Origin of the sequence: Bacillus cereus group sp. N6 (assembly GCF_016483705.1) — a bacterium.
GTDB classification, from domain to species: domain Bacteria; phylum Bacillota; class Bacilli; order Bacillales; family Bacillaceae_G; genus Bacillus_A; species Bacillus_A wiedmannii.
Map to the genome: position 1 here is coordinate 30822 of NZ_JAEHBI010000011.1, position 22342 is coordinate 53163.

Consider the following 22342-nt stretch of genomic DNA (forward strand, 5'->3'; position numbering starts at 1 on the left):
ATGGGGATATGTTTCGTGTTCAAACGTTAAATCAAATTGCGGAAAAGGGTTTGCAAGTACTTAGCGGAGAGCGTTATGAAGTAGGGGATAGAATGGACCACCCAGATGGTATTTTACTTCGCAGCTATTCTTTACACCAAGAAGAATTTTCAAAAGACTTAAAGGCGATTGCAAGAGCTGGTGCTGGTGTAAATAATATTCCTGTCGAGCGATGTACAGAAAAAGGGATTGTAGTATTTAATACACCAGGAGCTAATGCCAATGCAGTAAAGGAACTTATTATCGCCAGCCTTATTATGTCTTCACGTAACATTATTAACGGTGTAAGCTGGACGAAAAATTTAGAGGGTGAAGAAGTACCGCAGCTTGTTGAATCAGGAAAAAAACAATTCGTTGGATCAGAAATTGCAGGGAAACGTCTAGGTGTAATTGGCCTCGGCGCAATCGGTGCTTTAGTTGCGAACGATGCGTTAGCTTTAGGGATGGACGTTGTCGGATATGATCCTTACATTTCAGTTGAAACAGCATGGCGCCTTTCTACACATGTACAAAGAGCATTTAGTTTAGATGAAATTTTCGCAACATGTGATTATATTACACTTCATATTCCTCTTACGAATCAAACGAAGGGAATTATTGGTGAACACGCTGTAGAGAAGATGAAAAAAGGTATGCGTTTATTCAATTTCTCTAGAGGAGAACTTGTAGATGAAAATGTTCTTCAAAAAGCGTTAGAAGAAGATGTTATTACGCATTACGTAACAGACTTCCCGAATGAAAATGTGATAAAGATGAAAAATGTAACAGCGACGCCTCACCTTGGTGCATCTACATCTGAATCAGAAGAAAATTGTGCAATCATGGCAGCGCGCCAATTACGTGAATATTTAGAGACAGGAAATATTCGTAATTCAGTAAACTATCCAAACGTCGAACTCCCTTATATCGGAAAGAAACGTATTACAATCATGCATCAAAACGTTCCGAACATGGTAGGACAAATTACAGGATGTTTAGCAGAACATCATATTAATATTGCGGATATGATTAATCGTAGTAAACATTCTTGGGCATATACAATGATTGATATTGATAACGGAATTGATGATATAATAAAAGAGAACATTGTGGAAAATATAAGCAAAATTACAGGTGTTGTAGCCGTTCGAATGATTGTGTAAAGGAGAGAGGAAAACTTGGCAAAAATCCGACCGTTTCGAGCCATTCGTCCAGTAGAAGAAAAAGCAGCGGAAGTTGCAGCTTTACCGTATGACGTATTAAATAGTAAAGAGGCAAGAGAGGTTGTAAAAGGGAATCCGTATTCTTTCTTACACGTTGATAAAGCAGAAATTGATTTAGACCCGGCACTTTCACCGTACGATGATCGTGTATATGAAAAAGCGGGTGAAAATTTAAATCGATTTATACGAGAAGAAGTATTTATACAAGATGAAGAGCCATCACTGTACATTTATGAACTGACGATGGAAGGAAGAACGCAGTCAGGTCTTGTCGTTTGTACATCTATTGATGAGTATGAAGATGATACAATTAAAAAACATGAAAGAACGCGTCACGAAAAAGAATTAGATCGTATTCGCCACGTAGATGTGTGTGATGCAAATACGGGGCCTATCTTTTTAACGTATCGTACGAAAGAAGATGTGAAACGTATCATTGCAAGCTGGAAAGAAGAGCATGCGCCAATCTATACATTTACAGCAGAAGATGGCGTGGAGCATGTTGCCTGGAAAATAGTTGATGAGGATGTAATTGCTACTTTAGTAAACGCATTTGAAGATATTTCTAATCTTTATATTGCAGATGGGCATCATCGCTCAGCATCAGCAGCAAAAGTAGGGCTCATGCGAAGAGAACAATATCCGAATTACACAGGAGAAGAAGAGTTTAATTTCTTCCTATCTGTATTATTCCCTCACGATGAATTATCCATTTGGGACTATAACCGAGTTGTAAAAGACTTAAACGGCTTATCAGAAGAACAGTTTTTAAAGCAAATTGCACAATACTTTTATGTAGAAGAAGCAGCTGTTTCTCCGTATAAACCAAATGAGCCAAAAACATTTGGTATGTATGTAAACGAGAAATGGTATAGACTCACAGTGAAAGAGGAAACGTTTGATGCGAATGATCTCGTTAAAGGTTTAGATGTATCTATTCTGCAAGATCATTTATTAAGCCAAGTACTTGAAATACACGACCCGCGATCTGATTCACGCATTGACTTTGTCGGAGGAATCCGCGGATTAGAAGAACTAGAACGCCTTGTAAATAGCGGTGAATATAAAGCAGCGTTTTCATTATATCCGACATCAATGGAAGCTTTACTATCAATCGCAGACGCTGGAGAAATTATGCCGCCGAAGTCAACGTGGTTTGAACCGAAACTGCGTAGTGGGTTGTTTGTACATTCTTTAAAGTAAATATAGACTTCTTTAGATTGAAAAACCGAAATGATTATAGTTTCGGTTTTTCTTATTTATAAAGTGTTTTTGAGGAGGGGTATAGATGAAATTGCAAGTAGGGGAAAAAATCACCTTTGAGCGAACTTTTACGAAAGAGGATGTTGTTTTATTTACGGAAGTATCGAAAGATGAAGGTGTTCATCATGTTACACCAGATGAGCAGGGGAGATTTGTTGTACAAGGACTGTTAACATCAACGTTGCCTACAAAAATTGGCGGTGATTATAACGTACTAGCTCGCAAGATGGATTTTGAATTTGTACGTCCTGTTTTTAGCGGTGATACGATTCGTTGTGACGTAACTATTGAACAATTTGAGCCCGATGAAAAAAATCGTACAAAAATTATTGCGATGTTTATATGTAGGAATCAACTTGAAAAAGAAGTTATGCAGGGGAGTTTTTCTGGGATTATTCTTTAGTTAGTAGGAAAAGTAATGAATAGGTGGGGGCCACATGCCTCTCGAGCTTAGATTTTTAATCCCCCCCCATAACGAAAATTTTATGCATTGCTGGATACTGATAATAAGACGTTATGTAATATACCCTGTTCTTTTCTTAACTAATAGAAGAATAGTTGAATAAGCCCGTCAACAAAAAGGACATTCCTAGTATTACAAGAAATGTCCTTTCCACTAAATTATAGGATGTTTTGCTGGAATTCAAACTCTAAAATTAGTTTACTGGTTTGACCTGTAAACTGATAATTATAGGACCCTCTCAGATTTTCTAAGTTACCAGTAGCTTTAATAATTGTTCCTGGGGAATTTAGATTTCCTTTATCGAATATTCCTTGCTCTATAGCTGTAAATGTCCCTTGTTGCCCCTTATAAATTCCTTCAAAGTGTAAAAATCCAGAAATTTTAGCAGTAGCCAAGTGACCATCATTTATATTTGAGTCTAAATAATATAATAAGTATTCAACAAAAGCTTTTCCTTTTAATTCACCATCAATATCATATTCAACATGGGCAATATTAATAGGGAAATCTTTTCTAGTATCATCAATTAGTTTTTCATCCCATTTACTTACTGTAAATGTTGCTTCCATACACGTAAATCCCCCTTTATCATTAGATAAGTAATCTCCCTAAAATGAAAAAATACGCTATTCTTCCTGTAGGATCAGGAAAACATAATTATAAAACTTATGGTTATACTGATTTAAAGTTTTCCTTTATTCCACGCCACTCTCTAAAATAGAGAAAGCCCCATTTTCACAATCAATTTCTGCCATCGCACCGTAAGGTAAAATAAACTTCGGCTCGGTATGACCAAAATTTAAATTATAAAGAATCGGCAAATCTTCTAAGTTATGTTCTTTCATAACTTGCAGTATTTCATGTTTATATTCTTCATAATACATTTCGTCTTTTGGTTTACCAAAGATGATACCCTTTGCTTTTTGGAGAATGCCTTGCGCTGCATAATTTCGTAACCAATACTTTATATAACTTGGTTCTGGATGATCTTCAGAAGTTTCAAAGAAGAGAATACTATTCTCCCAATGTTTTTTCTCAGGCCAAAGCTCCGTTCCTTTTGCAAATTCCAATACTTCTATACAACCACCAATTAAGCGCCCTTGTACAGTGGTAGAGCCTTGAAGTAACGCATATCCATTGTTTTGTTGCATCGTACGCCTTGTATCCTTATTTATTTCTATCCATTCTAAACGCTGACTCGTCCATTCAGGAGCTGGTTGAATTTCGCCAATCATTTCATTGGAAAAGAGAGTTCGATTTACCATTTCAACCGTATATGGATCCATCTCTACATTTTCGGCAAAATCAGTTAAAATTGCTGGACCGTAAAAAGAGGAAATTCCTGCTTTATGACAAAACAAGTGTGAAATAGTAACGTCAGAGTATCCCATAAAAATTTTCGGATTTTCACGTATTACATTAAAATCTATATAGGGAAGTAAGCGAATGCTATCTTCACCGCCAATATTCGCAATAATTGCTTTCACGCGCGTATCCTTAAAAGCTGTCATTAAATCTTCCGCACGAGCCTGTGGATTGTTATAAATGAATTCGCTACCTTTTAAACTATTTGGCATTGGGATAACCGTAAGACTGAAAACTTCTTCTAATCTCTTTACCCCTTGTTCATAACGCCATCTTATCTCAGAATCACCTGCGCCTCCCCATGAAGGACTTACTGTTGCTACGATATCGCCTGGCTGTAATCTGTTTGGTTTCTTTAACATATTAACTCCGCTCCTACATAATGTAATGGACTACGATTATACAAACTGTAGTATTGAAAAAATATGATGCATCACATTAGTTTCTTCATCATCAATCCGTTTCCCTGCTGTGATTCAAGAATTTAGCACTCGTGTTGAATATAGGAATAATCGATTCATATTTAAAAGTTACAGTATGCAACATTGCATAAGAAAGATGGTTGCTATTTTATATAACCTGTAACTATAATAGTTACAGGTTGGTCGTATCCAATCAAAAAATATAATCATCATGAATGGAGAGGTTACATATGGGTATGAAAAAATTAATTTTAGCAGGTGCTTTAGGGATCGCAGCATTATCAGGAACGAATTTACCAGGATTAGAACTATCAAAAGCGAGTGCAGCTTCTATTGAATCGAATTTCTCGACGTTAGAAGGACGAGTAATAGAAGTAGATAACGGTGTAATTGTCGTAAAATCTAAGCAATATGAGGAGCCTGTAAGTGTATATATAGATTCTCTTTCAAATGTGAAAGTAGGAGATGAAGTAAAAGCTACTGGATCTATGATGCGTAATTTTACTGAATATATGGTTGCAAATACAGTTGAAAATACGTCAAATAAATTAGGTATGCACATGAAAGAAGATGGTTCTCCTGATTATGTGATTGGGGAAGTATCAAAAGTAGGAACGAGGGAAGAGGAAGGAGAAGGTTCTACTAAATATGTCGTAGTTGAGTATCCATCACTAAATGGGAAGAAAGTTATTATTGATGTTTTCTTAACGAAGGGACAAGTATTTCATACAGGTGAGAAAGTAAAAATTGATATGAAGTATGTGGGCTGGGGCGGAAGTTCTATTAACTGGAACACAACGGACAACATTGAAAAAGTTCATAAGGTAAAGAGCGACGTTGAAAATAATGATGATGTTTGGATTTGGTCTTAATTAGACGCTTGTAAATAACAAATGTATCATGCAGTACCCATCGAATCATCATATGTATGATAATTCGATGGGTACTTTTTTGTTTTATGGTTTTTGAGAATAACGGATTTCCGATTAGAATATGATGTTAATACTGGAGCGAAGGTGAAAAAAACAATATGGAAAGAGGTGTTTAAGGGTGGAGCAAGATGAGGTTTATTTACGAGCTAAAAAAAGGGTGGAGAATTTAAAAGCGTTTTACATTCATTTAACGGTGTATATACTAGTGAACTTAATGCTTTTTATTATAAATATAATCTCTGATTCCAGTAAATTGTGGTTTTTATATCCACTTGCAGGTTGGGGAATCGGTATCGTTATACATGGTTTGACAACTTTTCCAGTTGGGATATTCGGAAAAGAGTGGGAAGAACGAAAGATTAAAGAATATATGGAGAAGGATAAGTAAATTTATTTCTGGAAATTATGAATATAAAATCTCATATGAATCTCTATGATCACACGCTTGATGCGAAGTTTATTCTATAGCTTCGCCTATTTGTTTTGTATTTGAAGTTTGTGCGAGTGAGAGTGTTGATATACATTTTTTAGGGTGAATTGCATGGGAAATCAAAACTTTATTTGTCGTACATAATAAATACAGTTGTTTTACTTTTTAATTACATGTGGATATAGGATGAAGTTGATTTATTACCCTATATTAAAATAAAAATAAACCACTGTTCGATTTGAATATTCCACGATATAATGGTGAGAGTTTATGACAGAATAAATATTTACATAAGAAGTGAGGTACTGTATGAAAAAAAGAACGACAGACATTATTTTTATTATTATTGGTGCATTTCTTTTTGCGTTAGGTGTCAATTTGTTTGTTATCCCGAACGAGTTTGGTGAGGGTGGAGTAACTGGTATCACGATTATTACGTATTATTTATTTGAATGGTCACCAGGCTTAGTTAACTTAATTTTAAATGCGATTTTGTTAATAGCTGGTTATAAATTTTTAAATAAGATTACAACAATTTATACGATTATCGCTGTAGTTACGAACTCGCTATTCCTTCATTTGACAGAAGGTTGGACGATTGCTTCGGATGAAATGCTCGTAAATGCCATTTTCGGAGGAATATTTATTGGGTGCGGGATTGGTCTTATTATTCGTGTTGGCGGAACAACAGCAGGTACTACCATCTTAGCAAGGATGACGCATAAATATTTAGGATGGAGCATTAGCTATGGTTTACTGTTCTTCGATTTAATCGTTGCGTTTTCGTCTTATTTCATCATTGGTGCAGAAAAACTGATGATAACAATTATTATGCTATATGTAGCAACGAAAGTGATGGAATTTGTAATTGAAGGTTTAAATCCGAAGAAAGCCATTACGATTATTTCTGATAACCCGAATGAAATTGCCGGAAAGGTAACTACATTAATGGGCAGAGGGGTTACTGTGTACTCAGGTCATGGCTATTACACGAAAACGCCGAAGGAAATTCTTTATGTTGTTATTAATAAGCAAGAAGTAGTCAAGCTAAAACGGATTGTTCAAACTACAGATCCGGCTGCGTTCATTGCTATACACGATGTTCGTGACGTATTTGGAGAAGGATTCGTTGATATTTCTAAAGCATAGAAATTACTTTTCATTAAAATAATCTTAATACTAAAACGTAAGAATCTATTTTGAATAATCTTTTTTCAAAATAGATTCTTTTTATTTATCTTAAAATGTTGGTTTGTTTTTCTTTTTCTTGCAAAAAATCCAATTGTTTCTTAAGGTAAGGATGTAGAAGGATGAACAAGAGAGGGTTTAATGAAGATGATACATATTTTATTAGCTGATGATGATAAGCATATTAGAGAATTGTTACATTACCATTTGCAAAAAGAGGGGTTTAAAGTTTTTGAAGCGGAAGATGGAAAGGTAGCGCAAGGCGTATTAGAGAAAGAAAATATTCATCTTGCGATAGTAGACATTATGATGCCGTTTGTTGATGGCTATACGTTATGTGAAGAAATCCGGAAGTATCATGATATACCGGTTATTTTATTAACTGCGAAAGGTCAGCTAGTCGATAAAGAAAAAGGATTCATTTCTGGTACGGACGATTATATTGTAAAACCATTTGAACCAGCTGAAGTAATTTTCCGTATGAAAGCTCTATTGCGCCGTTATCAAATGCTTAGTGCTGATATTATTACATTACACGGAACGATAATTGACCGAAAAGGGTTTGAAGTGAAGTGTAACGGTCAGACGATTTTGCTTCCATTAAAGGAATTTGAATTATTATCACAACTTGCTAGTTATCCTGGAAGAACCTTTTCAAGAGAAGAATTAATTGAATTAGTATGGGGAATGGATTTTGAAGGAGATGAACGAACAGTTGACGTTCATGTGAAGCGACTGAGAGATCGTTTTTCAAAACGAACAGATGATTTTCAAATTACGACAGTACGCGGACTCGGTTATAAGTTGGAGTTGAAATAAAATGAAATCACTATACTCTAGATTTGTTTTTATGACGGTTGGAATCATGCTACTTAGCAGTATTATCGGTTTTTTATTAACAAATGTGTACTATCAAGTGAAGTTAAAACCGTACAATAGTGAAAAGATTTTAATGTATGCGAAAGAAGTAAAATCGTTATATGAAAAGCAAAGTGAAGAAAATCAAGAGGCATACTTACAGTCTATTGCGAAGTTAGGATATGAAATTTATATTGTCGATGATAAAAAGAATGGAAAACGTATCGGCAACGCGTTTCGTAAGACAACAATAAGTGATGATACCGTTCATAAAGTATTGAATGGCGAAACGTTTAATGGTGTTTCTACGTATCCAACACGTCTCTTTATTACAGGTTTTTTCGATAATGAATTAATAAATAGTGTCGGTGTACCAGTGCAACACGGTGATAAACAGTACGCTTTATTTATTCGTCCTGACATTCAGAACCAATTTGGCGAGATGCGAATTTTCTTAGCGGTATTACTTGGGTTTATCGTACTATTAAGTATTATCTTTATAGCGATTGCAGCAGGTTATATCGTTCGTCCCATTCGAACATTTACGAAAGCGACTCAAAAGATTGCAAGTGGTGAATATGATATCGAATTAGATGAAAATCGAAAAGATGAAATTGGTACATTAGCAACTAATTTTCAAAAGATGACGAAAAGTATAAAAGAATTAGATGAGATGAGACAAGAATTCGTTTCAAATGTTTCTCATGAATTTCAATCGCCGCTTTCTTCCATACAAGGGTTCTCAAAAACGTTACAGTCAGAAGAGATGAGTGCGGAAGAAAGAAACCATTACTTACAAATTATTGAGGGCGAAAGTAAGCGAATGTCTAGTTTATGTAAACAGTTACTTACGCTAGCTTCACTAGATAAAGAAGAAAAAGTATTACAAATAAAAGAATTCAATTTGCAGAAGCAAATTAAAGACGTTATTTTTATGCTCGAATGGAAATGGCGTGAAAAAGATATCGCCGTTGAATTTGATGTGCCGGATATTACAATACAAGGTGATGAAAACTTACTTCATCAAGTATGGAGTAATATTTTTACGAATAGCATTAAGTTTTCAAACGACGGCGGAACGATTGAATTTGTTGTAGAAGAATTAGAGTCGAGCGTGATGATCTCTATATCAGACAACGGAATCGGTATGGAAAAAGAAGAAATGGATCGTATATTTGATCGTTTTTACAAAGTAGATACTGCAAGGGCAAGAAACGTAGAAGGTAGTGGTTTAGGATTATCGATTGTGCAGAAAATTGTTGAACTGCATAACGGAAACGTTTCAGTATATAGTACGAAAGGGGAAGGGACTACTGTTCAGGTGGAGCTTCCGAAATAGATGGAAGAGGCTGCTTGGGAACAGCCTCTTCTTTTTGTCATTTTTTGTCGATAAATCGATATAATCGGAAAATCGCTGATATAATTTGAGTTGCGCCGATATATTATGAAAATCGCCGATATAATCCGAGTTGCGCTGATATATTTGAAAAATCGCCGATATAAATTTCACGTACTGCCACTTCTGCTATAAAGCTGTACTTTTCCCGCGCTCTTCTTTAAACCGAACTTCAAAAGTATCCGCTGTAATTTCATCAGCTTTCGGCAAAGCCCGTAACTTTGGATGAAGTAGCCATACGAAAGAAATAAATAAAATCCCGATGCTAGCGAACGCGAAAATGAGTTGGCTACTAAATACATTTGCAGCATATCCACCAATTAAAGAACCGAACGGCATAGCAATTGTGCCCATACTTCGCATGACTGAGTTTATGCGTCCAATATACTGATTTGGAATTACAATTTGACTAATTGTCGCAAATAATATGTTGGTTGCACCAATTGGAATCCAGGCTAGACCGAATAAGAGAATAGACAACCACTGAAACGGTACGATCGTGGAGAGAAACCAAAAGATAGCACCAGTCGCAAAGCCAATAATAGAGACACGGCCAACATTACGTTTACCAACCCATGAACTGAATAATGCTCCAATTAAACTGCCGGCTGATATAGCGGCTAAGAAGAAGCCATATGATTTCACGCCTCCTAAAGAATCAGCGAAAGAAGGGAGTATCGCCATCGTCATACCGATTGAAAAATTAGCGACTACTGAACCGATTAAGAATACGCCCATTAATGAACGGAAGACGATCGAAAAACCTTCTTTTAAATCAGTGAAATATTGTTTAGTTGAAAGTGATGTATTGGTTTCTGCTTGCTTTGGCATTTTCAATGAAAAGAACAAAAGGGCAGTAATCGCGAATGTAATAGAGTCAATTACATATAAAGTGATTGCGCCAAGTAGTGCTACTAATATGCCAGAAAGCGTCGTGCAAATTAAATCAATGCCTTGATACGCAAATGAAAAGAGTGAATTTCCTTTTAATAGTTGTGTTTTATGAAGTAGAAGTGGTAAAGCTTTTGATTGTGCGGGATAGGCGAATTGTTCGATAAAGGCTACGATGGGCATGATGATGAGTAGTAGTTGAACTGTTAATAGATCGAAGTAGTGTGTAATAGGAATGATTAAAATAAGCATGCATTGCAAAACTTGTGTAATGACGAGGGTGTTTTTTATTGCCCATCTATCAACGAATGGGCCGGTAAGGAATTGTAATGCAGAAGGTAATAATGTAAGGAAACCAGCCAATCCAGAATAAAAAGGATTACCACTCAGCTTATATACGAGCCACATCGCAGCTACATAATATAAGCTATCTCCTATGTTTGTAAAAATTCTTCCTAAAAAAAGTAAGAGGAAATTTCGGTTTTTTAATATGTCCATTTAATCTACTCCTTTATAAAAAAATTATTCGGTAAAATAATTTTGACCGTCTATGTAAAAAAAATCGTATTACGATTTTTCTTCTTTTTTCACAAAGCGCTGCATTGCTTTTTCATCGATTTGTAGTGCAGTAGTAGAAATGTAATAAGATTTACTATTTGGATCTTTATCTGCGTCTTTTGCGATATCATTTAATTCAGCCATTAATTCATGAAATTTTTTCACCCACACTTGAAATTGTTCTGGCGTGGCATCAAACTCCCAGCAAGATGAAACGTAATTCCACTCTGCTGGGTCTCCGCTTACTTTTCGTAATGTAAAAGCTTCTTCTGGTGCAGCGAGAATATGGCTTTTCGTTCTTTCTGTCATTTGTAAAAAGATTTGGCGACCTGATTCGCTTAATATTTCTAAATGAGGTAATAGGTCCGCGGCAGGGGTGAAGCCTCTAGCGACAGATTGATAAAACTTTTGAATGATGCCATTCTTTTCTTCTGTATAAACAATTTCTATAAAACCATTCTTTTCTAATTCTTTTAAATGATAATGAATTTTAGCCCTTGGAATGCCGAATTTATCAGATAGTAGTTGTCCTGTATAAGGACGTTCGCATAGACGCATCATCATTTCGACACGAAGTGGATCGCTTATTGCTTTTAGTTGGCTATAAGTAGTTAGTGTTAACATGGGCTTCAACAAGATCAACTCCTCAAATAAAATTACTCGGTCAAGATTATTTGACTGAATTGTATCAAGGATTCTGATTATTTTCAATACTTTCCGAAAATTAAATCTTCTCCTCTGTAATCTTCTGTTCATATTCCGTTCATATTTCTTTTTTATGATAAGTGCATAGAAAGAAAGAGGAAGGAGCGAGCGAAATGTTTTTAGCTCTGCGTGAATTAAAACAATCAAAATTAAGATACGGATTAATCGGACTGATTATGGTGTTATTATCATTTTTAGTTCTTGTTATTTCAGGATTAGCAAATGGATTATCATATGATAATGCTTCATCGATTCAAAATATGGAGGCAAATAAGTTCGTTTTAGCAGATGATGCGGAAAATAAATTACTTCGTTCACAAATTAAGAAAGAAGATGTAGATAACGTAGTCAATCAAGTAGGCGACAAAGAGGCCGTTCCGTTTCGTGTGAAAGTTTCAACGTATGAAAAGAAAGATAGTTCGAAAAAAGTGGATGTTGCTATTTTCTCAAGTGAACGTGATTCATTTTTAGAACCGAACATTGTAAAAGGTGAGAAATTAGGCACAGCAAATAACGAAATGGTTGCTGATGAATCTATTAAAGAAAAAGGAATCGATATTGGGGATACAATTATTGATCCTGTTTCAAAGAAAGAATTTACAATCGTTGGATTTACGAAAGATCAAATGTTTAGCCATACACCAGTCGTTTATGTAAATGAAGACGTATGGGGATCTATTTCACAACCAAACCAAAAAGATTATAGTGCAATTGCACTGAATACAGATAAAGAAATTAAAAATGCACATGTTATCGACAAAAAAGAAGTACTGCAAAGCATTCCAGGATTTAAAGAAGAGCAAGGAACATTAACAATGATCATTGCATTCTTACTTGTTATCGCTGCGTTACTAATCGGTGTATTCTTCTACGTCATTACATTGCAAAAAACACAGCAATTAGGTGTATTAAAAGCAATCGGTACAAAGAACTCTTATTTAGCAAATAGCTTAGTCGTGCAGGCGTTATTCTTATCAGTCGTTGCGATGGTAATCAGTATTGTTCTTGTACAAGGATTAGAACAAATTTTACCAGCGGGTATGCCGTTCTTATTAACAACACCGATGATTGCACAATATGCAGCAATCTTCATCGTAATTAGTATTTTAGGAACACTTATTTCGTTATACCAAGTATTAAAAGTTGATGCATTAGAAGCAATTGGAGGCGGGATGTAATGACTTCATTATTAAAATTAGACAAAGTAAGTAAAGTGTACGGAGAAGGGAATACGGAAGTAACAGCCCTTCATCCGATGTCGCTTGATGTGAAAGCTGGAGAATTTATCGGAATCGTCGGTCCTTCTGGATCAGGGAAAAGTACGTTATTATCAATCGCGGGTGCGTTATTATCACCATCAAAAGGGGATATTTACATTCGTGAGCAAAATATTACGAAGCTATCAGAAAAGGAAATGACAGACATTCGTTTGAAAAAAATCGGCTTCATTTTCCAGTTTGCAAATCTTGTTCCATATCTAAATGTAAAAGAACAATTGCTTTACATTGCAAAGCTTAAAAAAGAAAACAAACAAGACTCAGAAAAGCGTGCGGATCATTTATTAGCGGCATTTGGATTAGGAGAAAGAAAAAGTCATTATCCAAATCAACTATCTGGCGGGGAAAAACAAAGGGTAGCAATCGCTCGCGCGTTCATGAACAACCCAGATTTAATATTAGCGGATGAACCAACAGCAAGCTTAGATTCAAAACGCGCACGTGAAGTTGTAGAAATGATGAAACGTGAAGTGAAAGAGAGCCAAAAAGCAGCAATTATGATTACGCATGATGAAAGAATGCTTGATGTATGTGATCGTATATTGACGCTAAGAGATGGGAAGTTAATATAAAGAAAAAAGACAATCGCACAAGTGTGCGGTTGTCTTTTGTATAATTGCTTTATTTTGAGAATAACGCTTTAATTTTATTTCGTGTAATTAATAAAACGCCGCCTAATACAGATAACATACCTAAAGCCATATTGTTTGATTGCTCACTACCAGCGTTAGGAAGTTCTCTAGCGTTATTGTTTGTGTTTGTAGTACCAGTCTTTGTTTCTGTTTGTTTTGATTGAGATACTTCATTAATTTTGTTATCTACATTTTGCTTCGTTGTATGTACCTCAGCTAATTTGTCCTCAATTTTTTTCTCAGTATGCTTAAAGTCGTTAATTTTAATATCTAAGTCTTGTTTTTTCTTTGTTAAATCATCTGAAACAGTTTGTTTCGCTTGTTTAATTTCGTTAATTTTATTTAGTAAATCTTCTCTAGCTTTTTGTAATTCAGCTAGTTTGTTTTTTACATCTTGTTTCGCTAGTTCTAAGTTAGCGGAAAGACTATCTAAATTGCCTTTAATTTTCTTAAGTTCCTCTAACGTATTTCCAGTATGCGGCTTATTTTCTTTTAACTCAGCAAGTTTGTCCTCAGCAGTTTGTTTTGCTTTCTTTAACTCAGCTAATTTTTCATCTACCTGTTTTTTTACTTCCTTAAGTTCATTAACCTTTTGATCGATGTTCTCTTTATGTTGCTTCATTTCATTCACTTTTTCATCGACAGTTTGTTTATGTTCTTTAATCTCATTCACTTTATTATCGATATTTTGCTTATGTTCTTTCACTTCAGCAACTTTTTCTTCTACTTGTTTTTTATGCTCTTTTATTTCAGCGATTTTATCTTCGGCGATTTGCTTGTCTTGCTGAAGTTTTGCATCTAGCTCTTCTTTACGTTGTTTTATTTCGTTAATTTTTTCATCAGCAACTTGTTTACGCTCATGTAGTTCATTAACCTTCGTGTCAACATTTTCCTTAACTTGGTTAAGTTCATTCAACTTTTGATCCACGTTTTCTTTGTGCTGCTGTAATTTCGCATCTAATTCTTGTCTATGTTGCTTAATTTCAGCTAATCGATCTCCTGTACTTTGCTGAGGAGTAGCATCAGTTACTTCCGCATGAGCAGAATTTGCGCCAGCAATCATTGCTAAAGCTAGTGTAGACGCAGCGATTGTTTGTTTTGTTTTCATATTTTTGTACCTCTTTTCTTTCATATGCATGAGTTGTTTTGTGTAGAATTGAGCATATAGAAGTAGATTATCTTATCATTATATACCATGTAGGATGTCTAGAGGAAGTATTTGCATAATAATCTATCATTATGTAATGCTTATAGTCTATTATTTTTGGGTAGGGGAGAGATCTTTAGCTAGATGAACAATTTCTTCTATAGTAGAGTTTACATCCTTACGATTACGAATAACAAACAAATAATCAGCCTCGTTTTCTATAGGATTTACCACATCTTCGTGAAGTGATTCAGACTGTTGTCGATCGAGTACTTCTTTGAAACTACAATAATCACCTCTAAAAATATTGGTACTTCGCGTGCTTCGAGCTACTCTTTCGTAAAGTACATCATTTGGAATGTCAAAATGAACGAGTATACGTACATATTCCTCTTTCTGAAACAATTCATTTAGCAAATACATCCGGCCGTTTCGGCTTCTATTTGAGTTGCAAATAATAAGATGTAAACTTGTATGTTCTTTTGCATAATCAACAATGAATTTCGAAAGACCGTGTTTAAATGTATTTGGGCCTTCGCCCGGCTGTAATTTTTCATAATGCGTGTTAATGAATTCAGCTTGGTTATCTTGATCCATAACGAAAGCGTGGGGTAACTCTTTTTCTAGTTCTTTAGCAAATGTAGTTTTTCCGCTGTGTGTTTTTCCTACTGTAATGATCACTAATCGTTTCATATTGGCCTCCATATGTATTGTTATCATTTGGGACATTCGATGTGAATTGACAATTTTCCTGCTAGAGAATATACAAAATGTCGGAGTAGTAGCAGGCTGAAAACTTGACAAAAAAACTTATTTATGCTATAATTTACCAATATAAAAATAAAGTGTATAATAGGGTTCTCCTGGCCAGGGGAACCCTATTTTTGTTGTGAAAATGAAGGAGTGTATGTGCGTGAAAAAAGGTGAAGCGAGTGTAACGTCGCTAGTATCAGCTTTCGGAAGGGCGTACCATAGTGAATTTGATAGTCCTAAAATCTTTGATGATTATGTAGCTAAAGATTTCATTTCAAAAAAGAACGTAACGATATTGAAACAAATATGGTCCAAGGAATCCATTTTTTCAATACAGACATTGCACAAAAGTTTCAAGACAATCCACAAGAAATATTAAAATGGATTACACAAGTTCAATTATCACCAACACCTTTGGCACGTGCGGCATATTGTGAAAGAGTATTGCTACATGAAATTACATTAGGCGCAAAACAATACGTCATACTCGGTGCAGGCTTAGATACGTTCAGCTTTAGACAACGAGAATTAGAGAATGAAATAGAAATATTTGAAGTAGATCATCCTTCTACACAAAGGTTTAAGAGGGAGAGAATAAAAGAAGCAGCACTTGAAACTCCAAACAACCTTCATTTTGTTTCGATGGATTTTACTAAAGATTTCTTGAAGCAAAAATTAGTAAATGAAGGATTTGAAAATAAAAAGACTTTCTTTAGCCTATTAGGTGTTACGTACTATTTAACGAAAGAGGAGCTTTCTAGTTTAATAGAAAATTTATTCGAGATGGTTCCAGTGGGGAGCTCTATCGTATTCGATTATCCGGATGAAAACTTATTTACGGAAAAAGGATTGTCCAATCGAGTGGAAAATATGGTAAAAATGGCTGCAGTAGGCGGAGAACCGATGAAATCGTGTTTTTCTTACGCTGAAATGGAAGCACTATTAGAGAAGGTGGGCTTACTCATTTATGAGCAATTATCGCCAGAAGACATAAATACATTATATTTTGAAGGACGAAACGATTATTTAAAAGCTTTTGAGACGGTGCATTATGTGCATGCGGTGAAGAATTAGGAATTAGTAGGCATGGGGAGAAATCTCTGTGTCTTTTTTTGGGGGAGAACAAGGAGGTATTAATAGGAAGAGAAATTCGATAATGTAAAGAATATGAAGTATGAATGTAATAAATTAAGTAGCAATGATAAAGGAGAACATAATGTACACAATTGGACAAGTTGCTAAATTTTTAGATGTATCTAGAGATACTTTGAAGTTTTAATCAAAATGTGTGGGGTTCTTCTTTTTATAGAATAAATATTTGCAGCAATACTTTGGTCAAATTCTAATTAAAACTAAAATCCACCTTTTCTATTATAAATTTTTGTAGTTTGGAATATATCTATTTGATTAACCAAACTAGTATTTTAGGGGCCTTAACTGAAACAATAGATATAACTTCATATCAATCTTGTTAATGAATTTCATTGCCCTCAGATAAAGGACAATAGTAGATCTTTGATTTTTATTACAATTTTGTAAGGTTAAGTAATAAAAATCGATAGAACAGGATATTATAAACGTGATAAGGATATAAAGAAGCTATTAATTAGTGATGCGAAAGTCGCACAAATGGCACCAAATGTAACAGCTGACGATAGTAAAAATGTAATTGTCGGTGCAACGGAGTATATGGAGTACTCTGTAGAAGGAACGAACGAATGGTTGACGTATAATCCAGGGAATGCTCCGAAATTTGATGGGAACAAGGTTGTACACGTACGTCATAAAGGCGAAATGAATTTAGAGCCAGGATTAACACAGCTTCTTCGATTTTCGGCAAATAAGTGATTAGTAAGGGCCTACTTTTTAATAAGTGGGCTCTTTTGTGTTGTCGTTTTTTATCGGTAAGTCGATATATTTCAAGTTATGGACGATATATTTGAAAAAATCGTTCATATAAACTTCATGTACCGAAATAAAGTGAAAGTTATTAATGTAATTTCACGTACCGTATTAGAGTTAAAATTATTAATACAATTCCATTCACAAAAACCGAATTCCAACACATTTTTCACCCAGAAAGATGACTTCATCATTTTTACATGTAATAATAGTATCGTTACATACATTGTGAAAGAAGTACAAAAGGAGCGTTATTAATGAATTTAGCTAAATTCCCGAGAAAAAAATATACAGAGTCATATACTCCAATTGAAAAATTAAACAATTTTTCTGAAGCACTTGGTGGGCCGACTATTTATTTTAAACGAGATGATTTACTTGGTTTAACAGCTGGTGGTAATAAGACGAGAAAGTTAGAGTTTCTAGTTGCAGATGCACAGGCAAAAGGTGCAGATACGTTAATTACAGCTGGTGGTATTCAGTCAAATCATTGCCGTCTAACACTGGCAGCTGCGGTAAAAGAAAAAATGAAATGTATCCTTGTATTAGAAGAAGGGCTTGAGCCAGAAGAGAAGCCAGACTTTAACGGAAACTATTTCTTATATCATTTACTAGGTGCTGAAAATGTAATTGTTGTACCAAACGGAGCAGATCTTATGGAAGAGATGCATAAAGTAGCGAAAGAAGTAAGTGAAAAAGGTAATACACCATATGTAATACCAGTTGGTGGATCAAATCCTACTGGTGCAATGGGATACGTTGCTTGTGCGCAAGAAATTATGGCACAATCATTTGACCAAGGAATTGATTTCAGTACAGTTGTTTGCGTAAGTGGTAGTGCTGGTATGCACGCTGGTTTAATTACTGGTTTTGCTGGAACACAAAGTCACATTCCTGTAATCGGAATCAACGTAAGTAGAGGAAAAGCAGAACAAGAAGAGAAAGTAGCAAAACTTGTAGAGGAAACGTCAGCTCACGTTGGTATTCCGAACTTTATCCCGCGCGAAACTGTTACATGCTTTGATGAATATGTAGGACCAGGTTACGCGTTACCAACACCAGAAATGGTGGAAGCTGTTCAATTACTTGCGAAAACTGAAGGTATTTTACTCGATCCAGTATATACAGGTAAAGCAGTAGCGGGACTAATCGACTTAATTAAAAAAGGTACATTTAATAAAGAAGACAACATTTTATTCGTACATTCAGGTGGTTCACCAGCGTTATATGCGAATACGTCTTTATTTGCGTAAGTGTGAAAAGCATTGGGTATCCAATGCTTTTTTGTTATATAATGGAATTATTATGAAGTGAGAAGGGGGAGTATATGAGTACAAATGCAAAATGGACCATATATACGGTACTTAGCATTTCTATGTTACTAATTTTATTTGTGGCTTATGGAGTTTATTTATATTTCAATTAAGTGAAATGGTAACCAAACCAAAGGAAAAATAAAATAATTACTGTGTTAAATAGAGTAAAACATAAACCGATAATGGCTAAAATTTTCTTCTCAGATCGGCTACAAAAAGAGATAACTGCTAATATTATTGCTATAACAGCAGAAGCTAATATGAAATAGGCGAAAGGTACAACATATTCTACTCCAACTCTGTCTAAAATAGGTGAGAAGAGAAAGAGATTAATAGTAACGAATATACTTACAATGAGAAACGTATAACTTTTCCAAGTGTATGTTTGTAACTGCATGGAACGATACTCCTTTCTCTTTATTATGTATATTTTTAAGTTTAAATTAATTACCTTTATTTTACAAATTAAAATATTTTGTATTGAAAAGAGGGTATGAATATGAAAATTAGAAATTGGTCTCTAGTCTTTATTGCGATCTGTATACTCATAATAACCGGCTGTTCAAATATATCAGGCAATGAAGATCAAAGAATCCAAGTGCAAAAACATATTGGTGATAATGAATATGAAGATCTTAAGGTAGTGAAAGATAATAATGAAGTGTTGCAAGTAAAGAAAATATTAAATGATATTACTTTTGAAAATAAAAAAGTGGAAATGTCTCGCCCAGCTGATTATCACTTTATTTTTCAATTTAAAAATCCGAAAATAGAGGCGAAAGCTGTGTCGTATCAAATTTGGGTAAGCCCTAATAAGGATAAAATAGAAATCAAGACGGGGGAAAATCGGTACGCTCAATTAGAAGGGAAACATGCAGCCACTTTGTTTCAGATTGTTACAGGGGAGAAACTAGTTGAATAAACGTATATAGGGTTATAGGAACTCAGCTCGTATTGTTCATTTTGGAGATAATTAGTATTCAACAAAAATAGCTATCTTTTTATATTGGAATAAATATTGAGAATCGGATAAAATGGAAATTGGACATTGACTTGATGAGCATGAGGTTCTCCGCTTATAAGCAGATTAATGAACATTAAGGTGTCCATTAATCCGCCATTGAATAATAATGCTAGGAAATATATTGTTTTTACAAAGATTCGATGTTATGTTTAATTTTCTTAATATAATATTTTCCTTATATAGGAGTGGCTATTTGAAGAAGTTAATATTATTAGTTTTATTGGCTACATGCTGTCTCACCATTGCAGGATGTTCTAATAATAGGATTACACCAAAGAATGAGTCTAAAACTTCAACATCTGTAAAGATTAAACGTATCAACAAAGCGTGGTACAAACATATTTAATAGTTTTAAGAAACTTGAAATTGTTGATGATAAAGGTCATAAGGTGAAATTCGTTAGGCTGATAGTAGAGGTTGTGAAACCTGGTGAAAAGCGGGAAGCATAGTTTGCATTTGAATTTATAAAAAATGCGACATTAAAATATTCACAAAAAAGAGTCTGCATGTAGTCCTTTTTTTGTGGATATTTTTCATAAATAATAGACATTCTATGGTGCCTTCCTCTGATTTGAACCATCCGGAAATTATTTTACCAAGTTAAGTAGTGTCGCCCTTCAAAATTCGGCGAATGCGAGGGACCCGTAGTAGCTCGATTGATATGGTCCTTTTTTCACTTTATCTATCATCTTAATGTATCTGTCTATTAAAAAATCTAACTTTAATCGATTAAATGAGATGAAATCTGTTAAAAATAATGAAATTTCAGGAAAAATAAGGTACACTATTCAATGGTTTTGGTTTAAAATCGATTGACGTTAATGTATACGGGGGAAAGATTAATGAACAACAATACAGTAAATGAATCTGTTGAAGAAGTTGAGAAAAAACGGGTAAGATCAAAAAAACGCTTTACAAATTGGAAGCTTATCGCAGCGGGTGGCGGTTTAATTGCACTTCTTATTGGAGGAATGAGTTATTATCAAGCAACTCACTTCAATTCGAATGTTACGATTAACGATACAAAAGTCGGTGGTTTGAGCGCTGATCAGGCAATACAGAAATTAAAAACGTCTGGGCTAGCAAATAAAGTCTATATTGATCAACAAGAAATTTTAGATGAACAAGATACAAAAACGGAACTGACGGAAAAAGATTTGCCACAAGTTAAGAAACTATTAAAAAGTCAGTGGACATTTTTCCCTTCTGCAAAGGAAAAAGATTATTCATTGCTACCGGAAAAAGCGGATCAGTATCGTAGTGAAACGATGAAAAAACTTGTAGAAGAAAAGCTCGTTTCTATGAATGAAAAATTAAAAGCACCTCAAGATGCTATGGCGAAGCTTGAACAAGGGAAAGTTGTAATTTCGAAGAGCGTTGATGGAAAACAGTATGACGTTACAAATCTACTAAAAGATTACGACAAGCAGAAGCATAAAAGCGAAATTCATCTGAAGTCTGCATACATACAGCCTATTAAAGAAGACGATCCAATCATCAAAAAAGAAGAGAAAGCATTACAAAATCTTCTTACGCAGTCTGTTGATTATAAAGTGCAGGATGAAGTGTATTCATTAAAAGCGAAAGATCTAATTCAAAATGCTACTATGTCAAAGGATATGAAAGTAAAAATCGATGCGAGCGACATTAAGAATAAGGTTGCTGAAATTAATAAGGCTAAATCTACATTACATAAAGACTTTGCTTTTAAAACACATTCTGGCTCGGTTATTTCAGTAAAGGGACAAGGATACGGCTGGGCACTAGATGTGGAAAAAGAAACAAAACAAGTTCAACAAGCCTTTGAGAAAGGCGAGAAATCGCTTTCTGCTTCTAATATTCACGGGAATGGTTGGGAGAAGGAAGGGATCGGCTATAAAACAACATCGAATAATGGCATTGGAGACACATATGCAGAAGTTTCTATTGCAGATCAACAAATTTGGATTTATAAAGATGGGAAATTAGTTGTCACAACCAATGTAGTAACGGGTAAACATAGCACGAGTGAAGATACATCACCAGGTGTGTGGTACGTTCTATATAAACGAACACCATACACGCTTAAAGGAAGCGCAGTAGGTAAAGCTGATTATGCAGTGAAAGTAGATTACTGGGTTCCATTCACAAATAGCGGTCAAGGATTCCATGATGCAGGCTGGCGAAAAGACTGGGGAAATAATGCTTATTTAACAGGAGGATCAGGCGGGTGTGTAAACCTTCTTCCTAACGTTGCAAAAACTGTATATGATAGTTTGAACACGTATGACCCAGTTATTGTTTACTAATAGCTATGTATTAAGACCATAAACGAATAAACAAAGCAAGAAATCTTACTTGATGTATATGAAAAAAAACCTCTTGAATTCGCATGCAAATTCAAGAGGTTTTTTTGTTTGAAAACAAGAGTTCATTGCTTATAAGAAACAAAGTAGAAAGAGATTGAGATGAAGAAACAAGTATTCAAATAGTCAATAAAATTGACATTGAATATCATTTTCACTTATTATAGAATCATTGCATTTAATTAGACATGACTTTTTTATTAATATAATAGATTTTTAATAAGGTGTCCCATT

Annotated in this window: 20 protein-coding genes and 2 pseudogenes; 15 read left to right on the forward strand and 7 right to left on the reverse strand. The window is 34.7% G+C overall.

Annotated features, from left to right (window positions below; translation table 11 throughout):
* Positions 1-8 precede the first annotated feature (8 nt).
* The 3 genes from JDS99_RS10910 to JDS99_RS10920 all read left to right on the forward strand — a co-directional run bounded on the left by JDS99_RS10910 (position 9) and on the right by JDS99_RS10920 (position 2907).
* Entirely contained in the window at positions 9-1181 is a 1173-nt protein-coding gene (locus tag JDS99_RS10910) for a 3-phosphoglycerate dehydrogenase family protein (protein WP_087984206.1), read from the forward strand.
* Positions 1182-1196: 15 nt separating this feature from the next.
* A complete protein-coding gene (locus JDS99_RS10915) occupies positions 1197-2444 on the forward strand; it encodes a DUF1015 domain-containing protein (RefSeq protein ID WP_088063989.1) in 1248 nt (415 codons plus the stop codon).
* An 85-nt stretch (positions 2445-2529) separates the two neighbouring features.
* A complete protein-coding gene (locus tag JDS99_RS10920; protein WP_048544764.1) occupies positions 2530-2907 on the forward strand; it encodes a hotdog family protein in 378 nt (125 codons plus the stop codon).
* Between the two features lie 218 nt (positions 2908-3125).
* Here the strand turns inward: JDS99_RS10920 and JDS99_RS10925 are convergent, their stop codons facing one another.
* Positions 3126-3536 (reverse strand): DUF3224 domain-containing protein, encoded by a 411-nt coding sequence (locus tag JDS99_RS10925; protein WP_088063988.1) that lies wholly within the window; start codon positions 3534-3536, stop codon positions 3126-3128.
* Between the two features lie 126 nt (positions 3537-3662).
* The gene (locus tag JDS99_RS10930; protein ID WP_199695073.1) at positions 3663-4694 is read right to left on the reverse strand and encodes a S66 family peptidase; all 1032 of its coding nucleotides are present in this window, start codon (positions 4692-4694) and stop codon (positions 3663-3665) included.
* Positions 4695-4984: 290 nt separating this feature from the next.
* Here JDS99_RS10930 and JDS99_RS10935 point away from each other — a divergent pair, with 290 nt between their 5' ends.
* The 5 genes from JDS99_RS10935 (at position 4985) to JDS99_RS10955 (ending at position 9501) form a co-directional block, all read left to right on the forward strand.
* On the forward strand, positions 4985-5626 hold the full coding sequence (locus JDS99_RS10935; protein WP_199695074.1) for a hypothetical protein: 642 nt from the start codon (positions 4985-4987) through the stop codon (positions 5624-5626).
* Positions 5627-5804: 178 nt separating this feature from the next.
* Complete coding sequence (locus tag JDS99_RS10940) at positions 5805-6074, forward strand: 2TM domain-containing protein (RefSeq protein WP_088063985.1); 270 nt, start codon at positions 5805-5807, stop codon at positions 6072-6074.
* A gap of 351 nt (positions 6075-6425) precedes the next feature.
* Positions 6426-7265 carry a YitT family protein gene (locus JDS99_RS10945; RefSeq protein WP_000747488.1) on the forward strand — a complete coding sequence of 280 codons (840 nt, stop codon included), beginning with the start codon at positions 6426-6428 and terminating at the stop codon, positions 7263-7265.
* Positions 7266-7445: 180 nt separating this feature from the next.
* Positions 7446-8123, forward strand: a complete 678-nt coding sequence (locus JDS99_RS10950) for a response regulator transcription factor (RefSeq protein WP_199695075.1) — start codon at positions 7446-7448, stop codon at positions 8121-8123.
* Between the two features lies 1 nt (position 8124).
* A complete protein-coding gene (locus JDS99_RS10955; RefSeq protein WP_199695076.1) occupies positions 8125-9501 on the forward strand; it encodes a sensor histidine kinase in 1377 nt (458 codons plus the stop codon).
* 186 nt (positions 9502-9687) lie between these two features.
* Here JDS99_RS10955 and JDS99_RS10960 read toward each other — a convergent pair whose 3' ends face one another.
* Entirely contained in the window at positions 9688-10947 is a 1260-nt protein-coding gene (locus tag JDS99_RS10960) for an MFS transporter (RefSeq protein WP_088063982.1), read from the reverse strand.
* A gap of 69 nt (positions 10948-11016) precedes the next feature.
* Positions 11017-11640 carry an ArsR/SmtB family transcription factor gene (locus tag JDS99_RS10965; protein WP_199695077.1) on the reverse strand — a complete coding sequence of 208 codons (624 nt, stop codon included), beginning with the start codon at positions 11638-11640 and terminating at the stop codon, positions 11017-11019.
* 185 nt (positions 11641-11825) lie between these two features.
* Between JDS99_RS10965 and JDS99_RS10970 the strand changes: the two genes are divergently transcribed.
* Together JDS99_RS10970 and JDS99_RS10975 are read left to right on the forward strand one after the other, a co-directional pair.
* Positions 11826-12890 carry an ABC transporter permease gene (locus tag JDS99_RS10970; protein ID WP_088063981.1) on the forward strand — a complete coding sequence of 355 codons (1065 nt, stop codon included), beginning with the start codon at positions 11826-11828 and terminating at the stop codon, positions 12888-12890.
* Positions 12890-13561 (forward strand): ABC transporter ATP-binding protein, encoded by a 672-nt coding sequence (locus tag JDS99_RS10975; protein WP_000202602.1) that lies wholly within the window; start codon positions 12890-12892, stop codon positions 13559-13561. The genes JDS99_RS10970 and JDS99_RS10975 overlap by 1 nt, the downstream gene beginning before the upstream one ends.
* Positions 13562-13610: 49 nt before the next feature.
* Here the strand turns inward: JDS99_RS10975 and JDS99_RS10980 are convergent, their stop codons facing one another.
* Both JDS99_RS10980 and JDS99_RS10985 read right to left on the reverse strand, forming a co-directional pair.
* On the reverse strand, positions 13611-14729 hold the full coding sequence (locus JDS99_RS10980) for an LPXTG cell wall anchor domain-containing protein (RefSeq protein WP_088063980.1): 1119 nt from the start codon (positions 14727-14729) through the stop codon (positions 13611-13613).
* A gap of 150 nt (positions 14730-14879) precedes the next feature.
* Complete coding sequence (locus tag JDS99_RS10985) at positions 14880-15461, reverse strand: ATP-binding protein (RefSeq protein ID WP_088609336.1); 582 nt, start codon at positions 15459-15461, stop codon at positions 14880-14882.
* Between the two features lie 214 nt (positions 15462-15675).
* On the opposite strand from JDS99_RS10985, the pseudogene JDS99_RS10990 reads away from it, so the two are divergent.
* The 3 genes and pseudogenes from JDS99_RS10990 (at position 15676) to cuyA (ending at position 18676) form a co-directional block, all read left to right on the forward strand.
* A pseudogene (locus JDS99_RS10990) lies at positions 15676-16595 on the forward strand (class I SAM-dependent methyltransferase).
* Between the two features lie 498 nt (positions 16596-17093).
* Positions 17094-17369 (forward strand): annotated as a pseudogene (locus tag JDS99_RS10995) (DUF4073 domain-containing protein); the annotation flags it as partial.
* Positions 17370-17680: 311 nt separating this feature from the next.
* On the forward strand, positions 17681-18676 hold the full coding sequence (gene cuyA, locus JDS99_RS11000) for a D-cysteate sulfo-lyase (protein WP_088063975.1): 996 nt from the start codon (positions 17681-17683) through the stop codon (positions 18674-18676).
* Positions 18677-18845: 169 nt separating this feature from the next.
* Here cuyA and JDS99_RS11005 read toward each other — a convergent pair whose 3' ends face one another.
* Complete coding sequence (locus tag JDS99_RS11005) at positions 18846-19136, reverse strand: hypothetical protein (protein ID WP_088609341.1); 291 nt, start codon at positions 19134-19136, stop codon at positions 18846-18848.
* Positions 19137-19238: 102 nt separating this feature from the next.
* Here JDS99_RS11005 and JDS99_RS11010 point away from each other — a divergent pair, with 102 nt between their 5' ends.
* Positions 19239-19661, forward strand: a complete 423-nt coding sequence (locus tag JDS99_RS11010; RefSeq protein ID WP_097907138.1) for a YhfM domain-containing protein — start codon at positions 19239-19241, stop codon at positions 19659-19661.
* 944 nt (positions 19662-20605) lie between these two features.
* The gene (locus tag JDS99_RS11015; RefSeq protein WP_088063971.1) at positions 20606-22051 is read left to right on the forward strand and encodes a L,D-transpeptidase family protein; all 1446 of its coding nucleotides are present in this window, start codon (positions 20606-20608) and stop codon (positions 22049-22051) included.
* Positions 22052-22342: the final 291 nt, after the last annotated feature.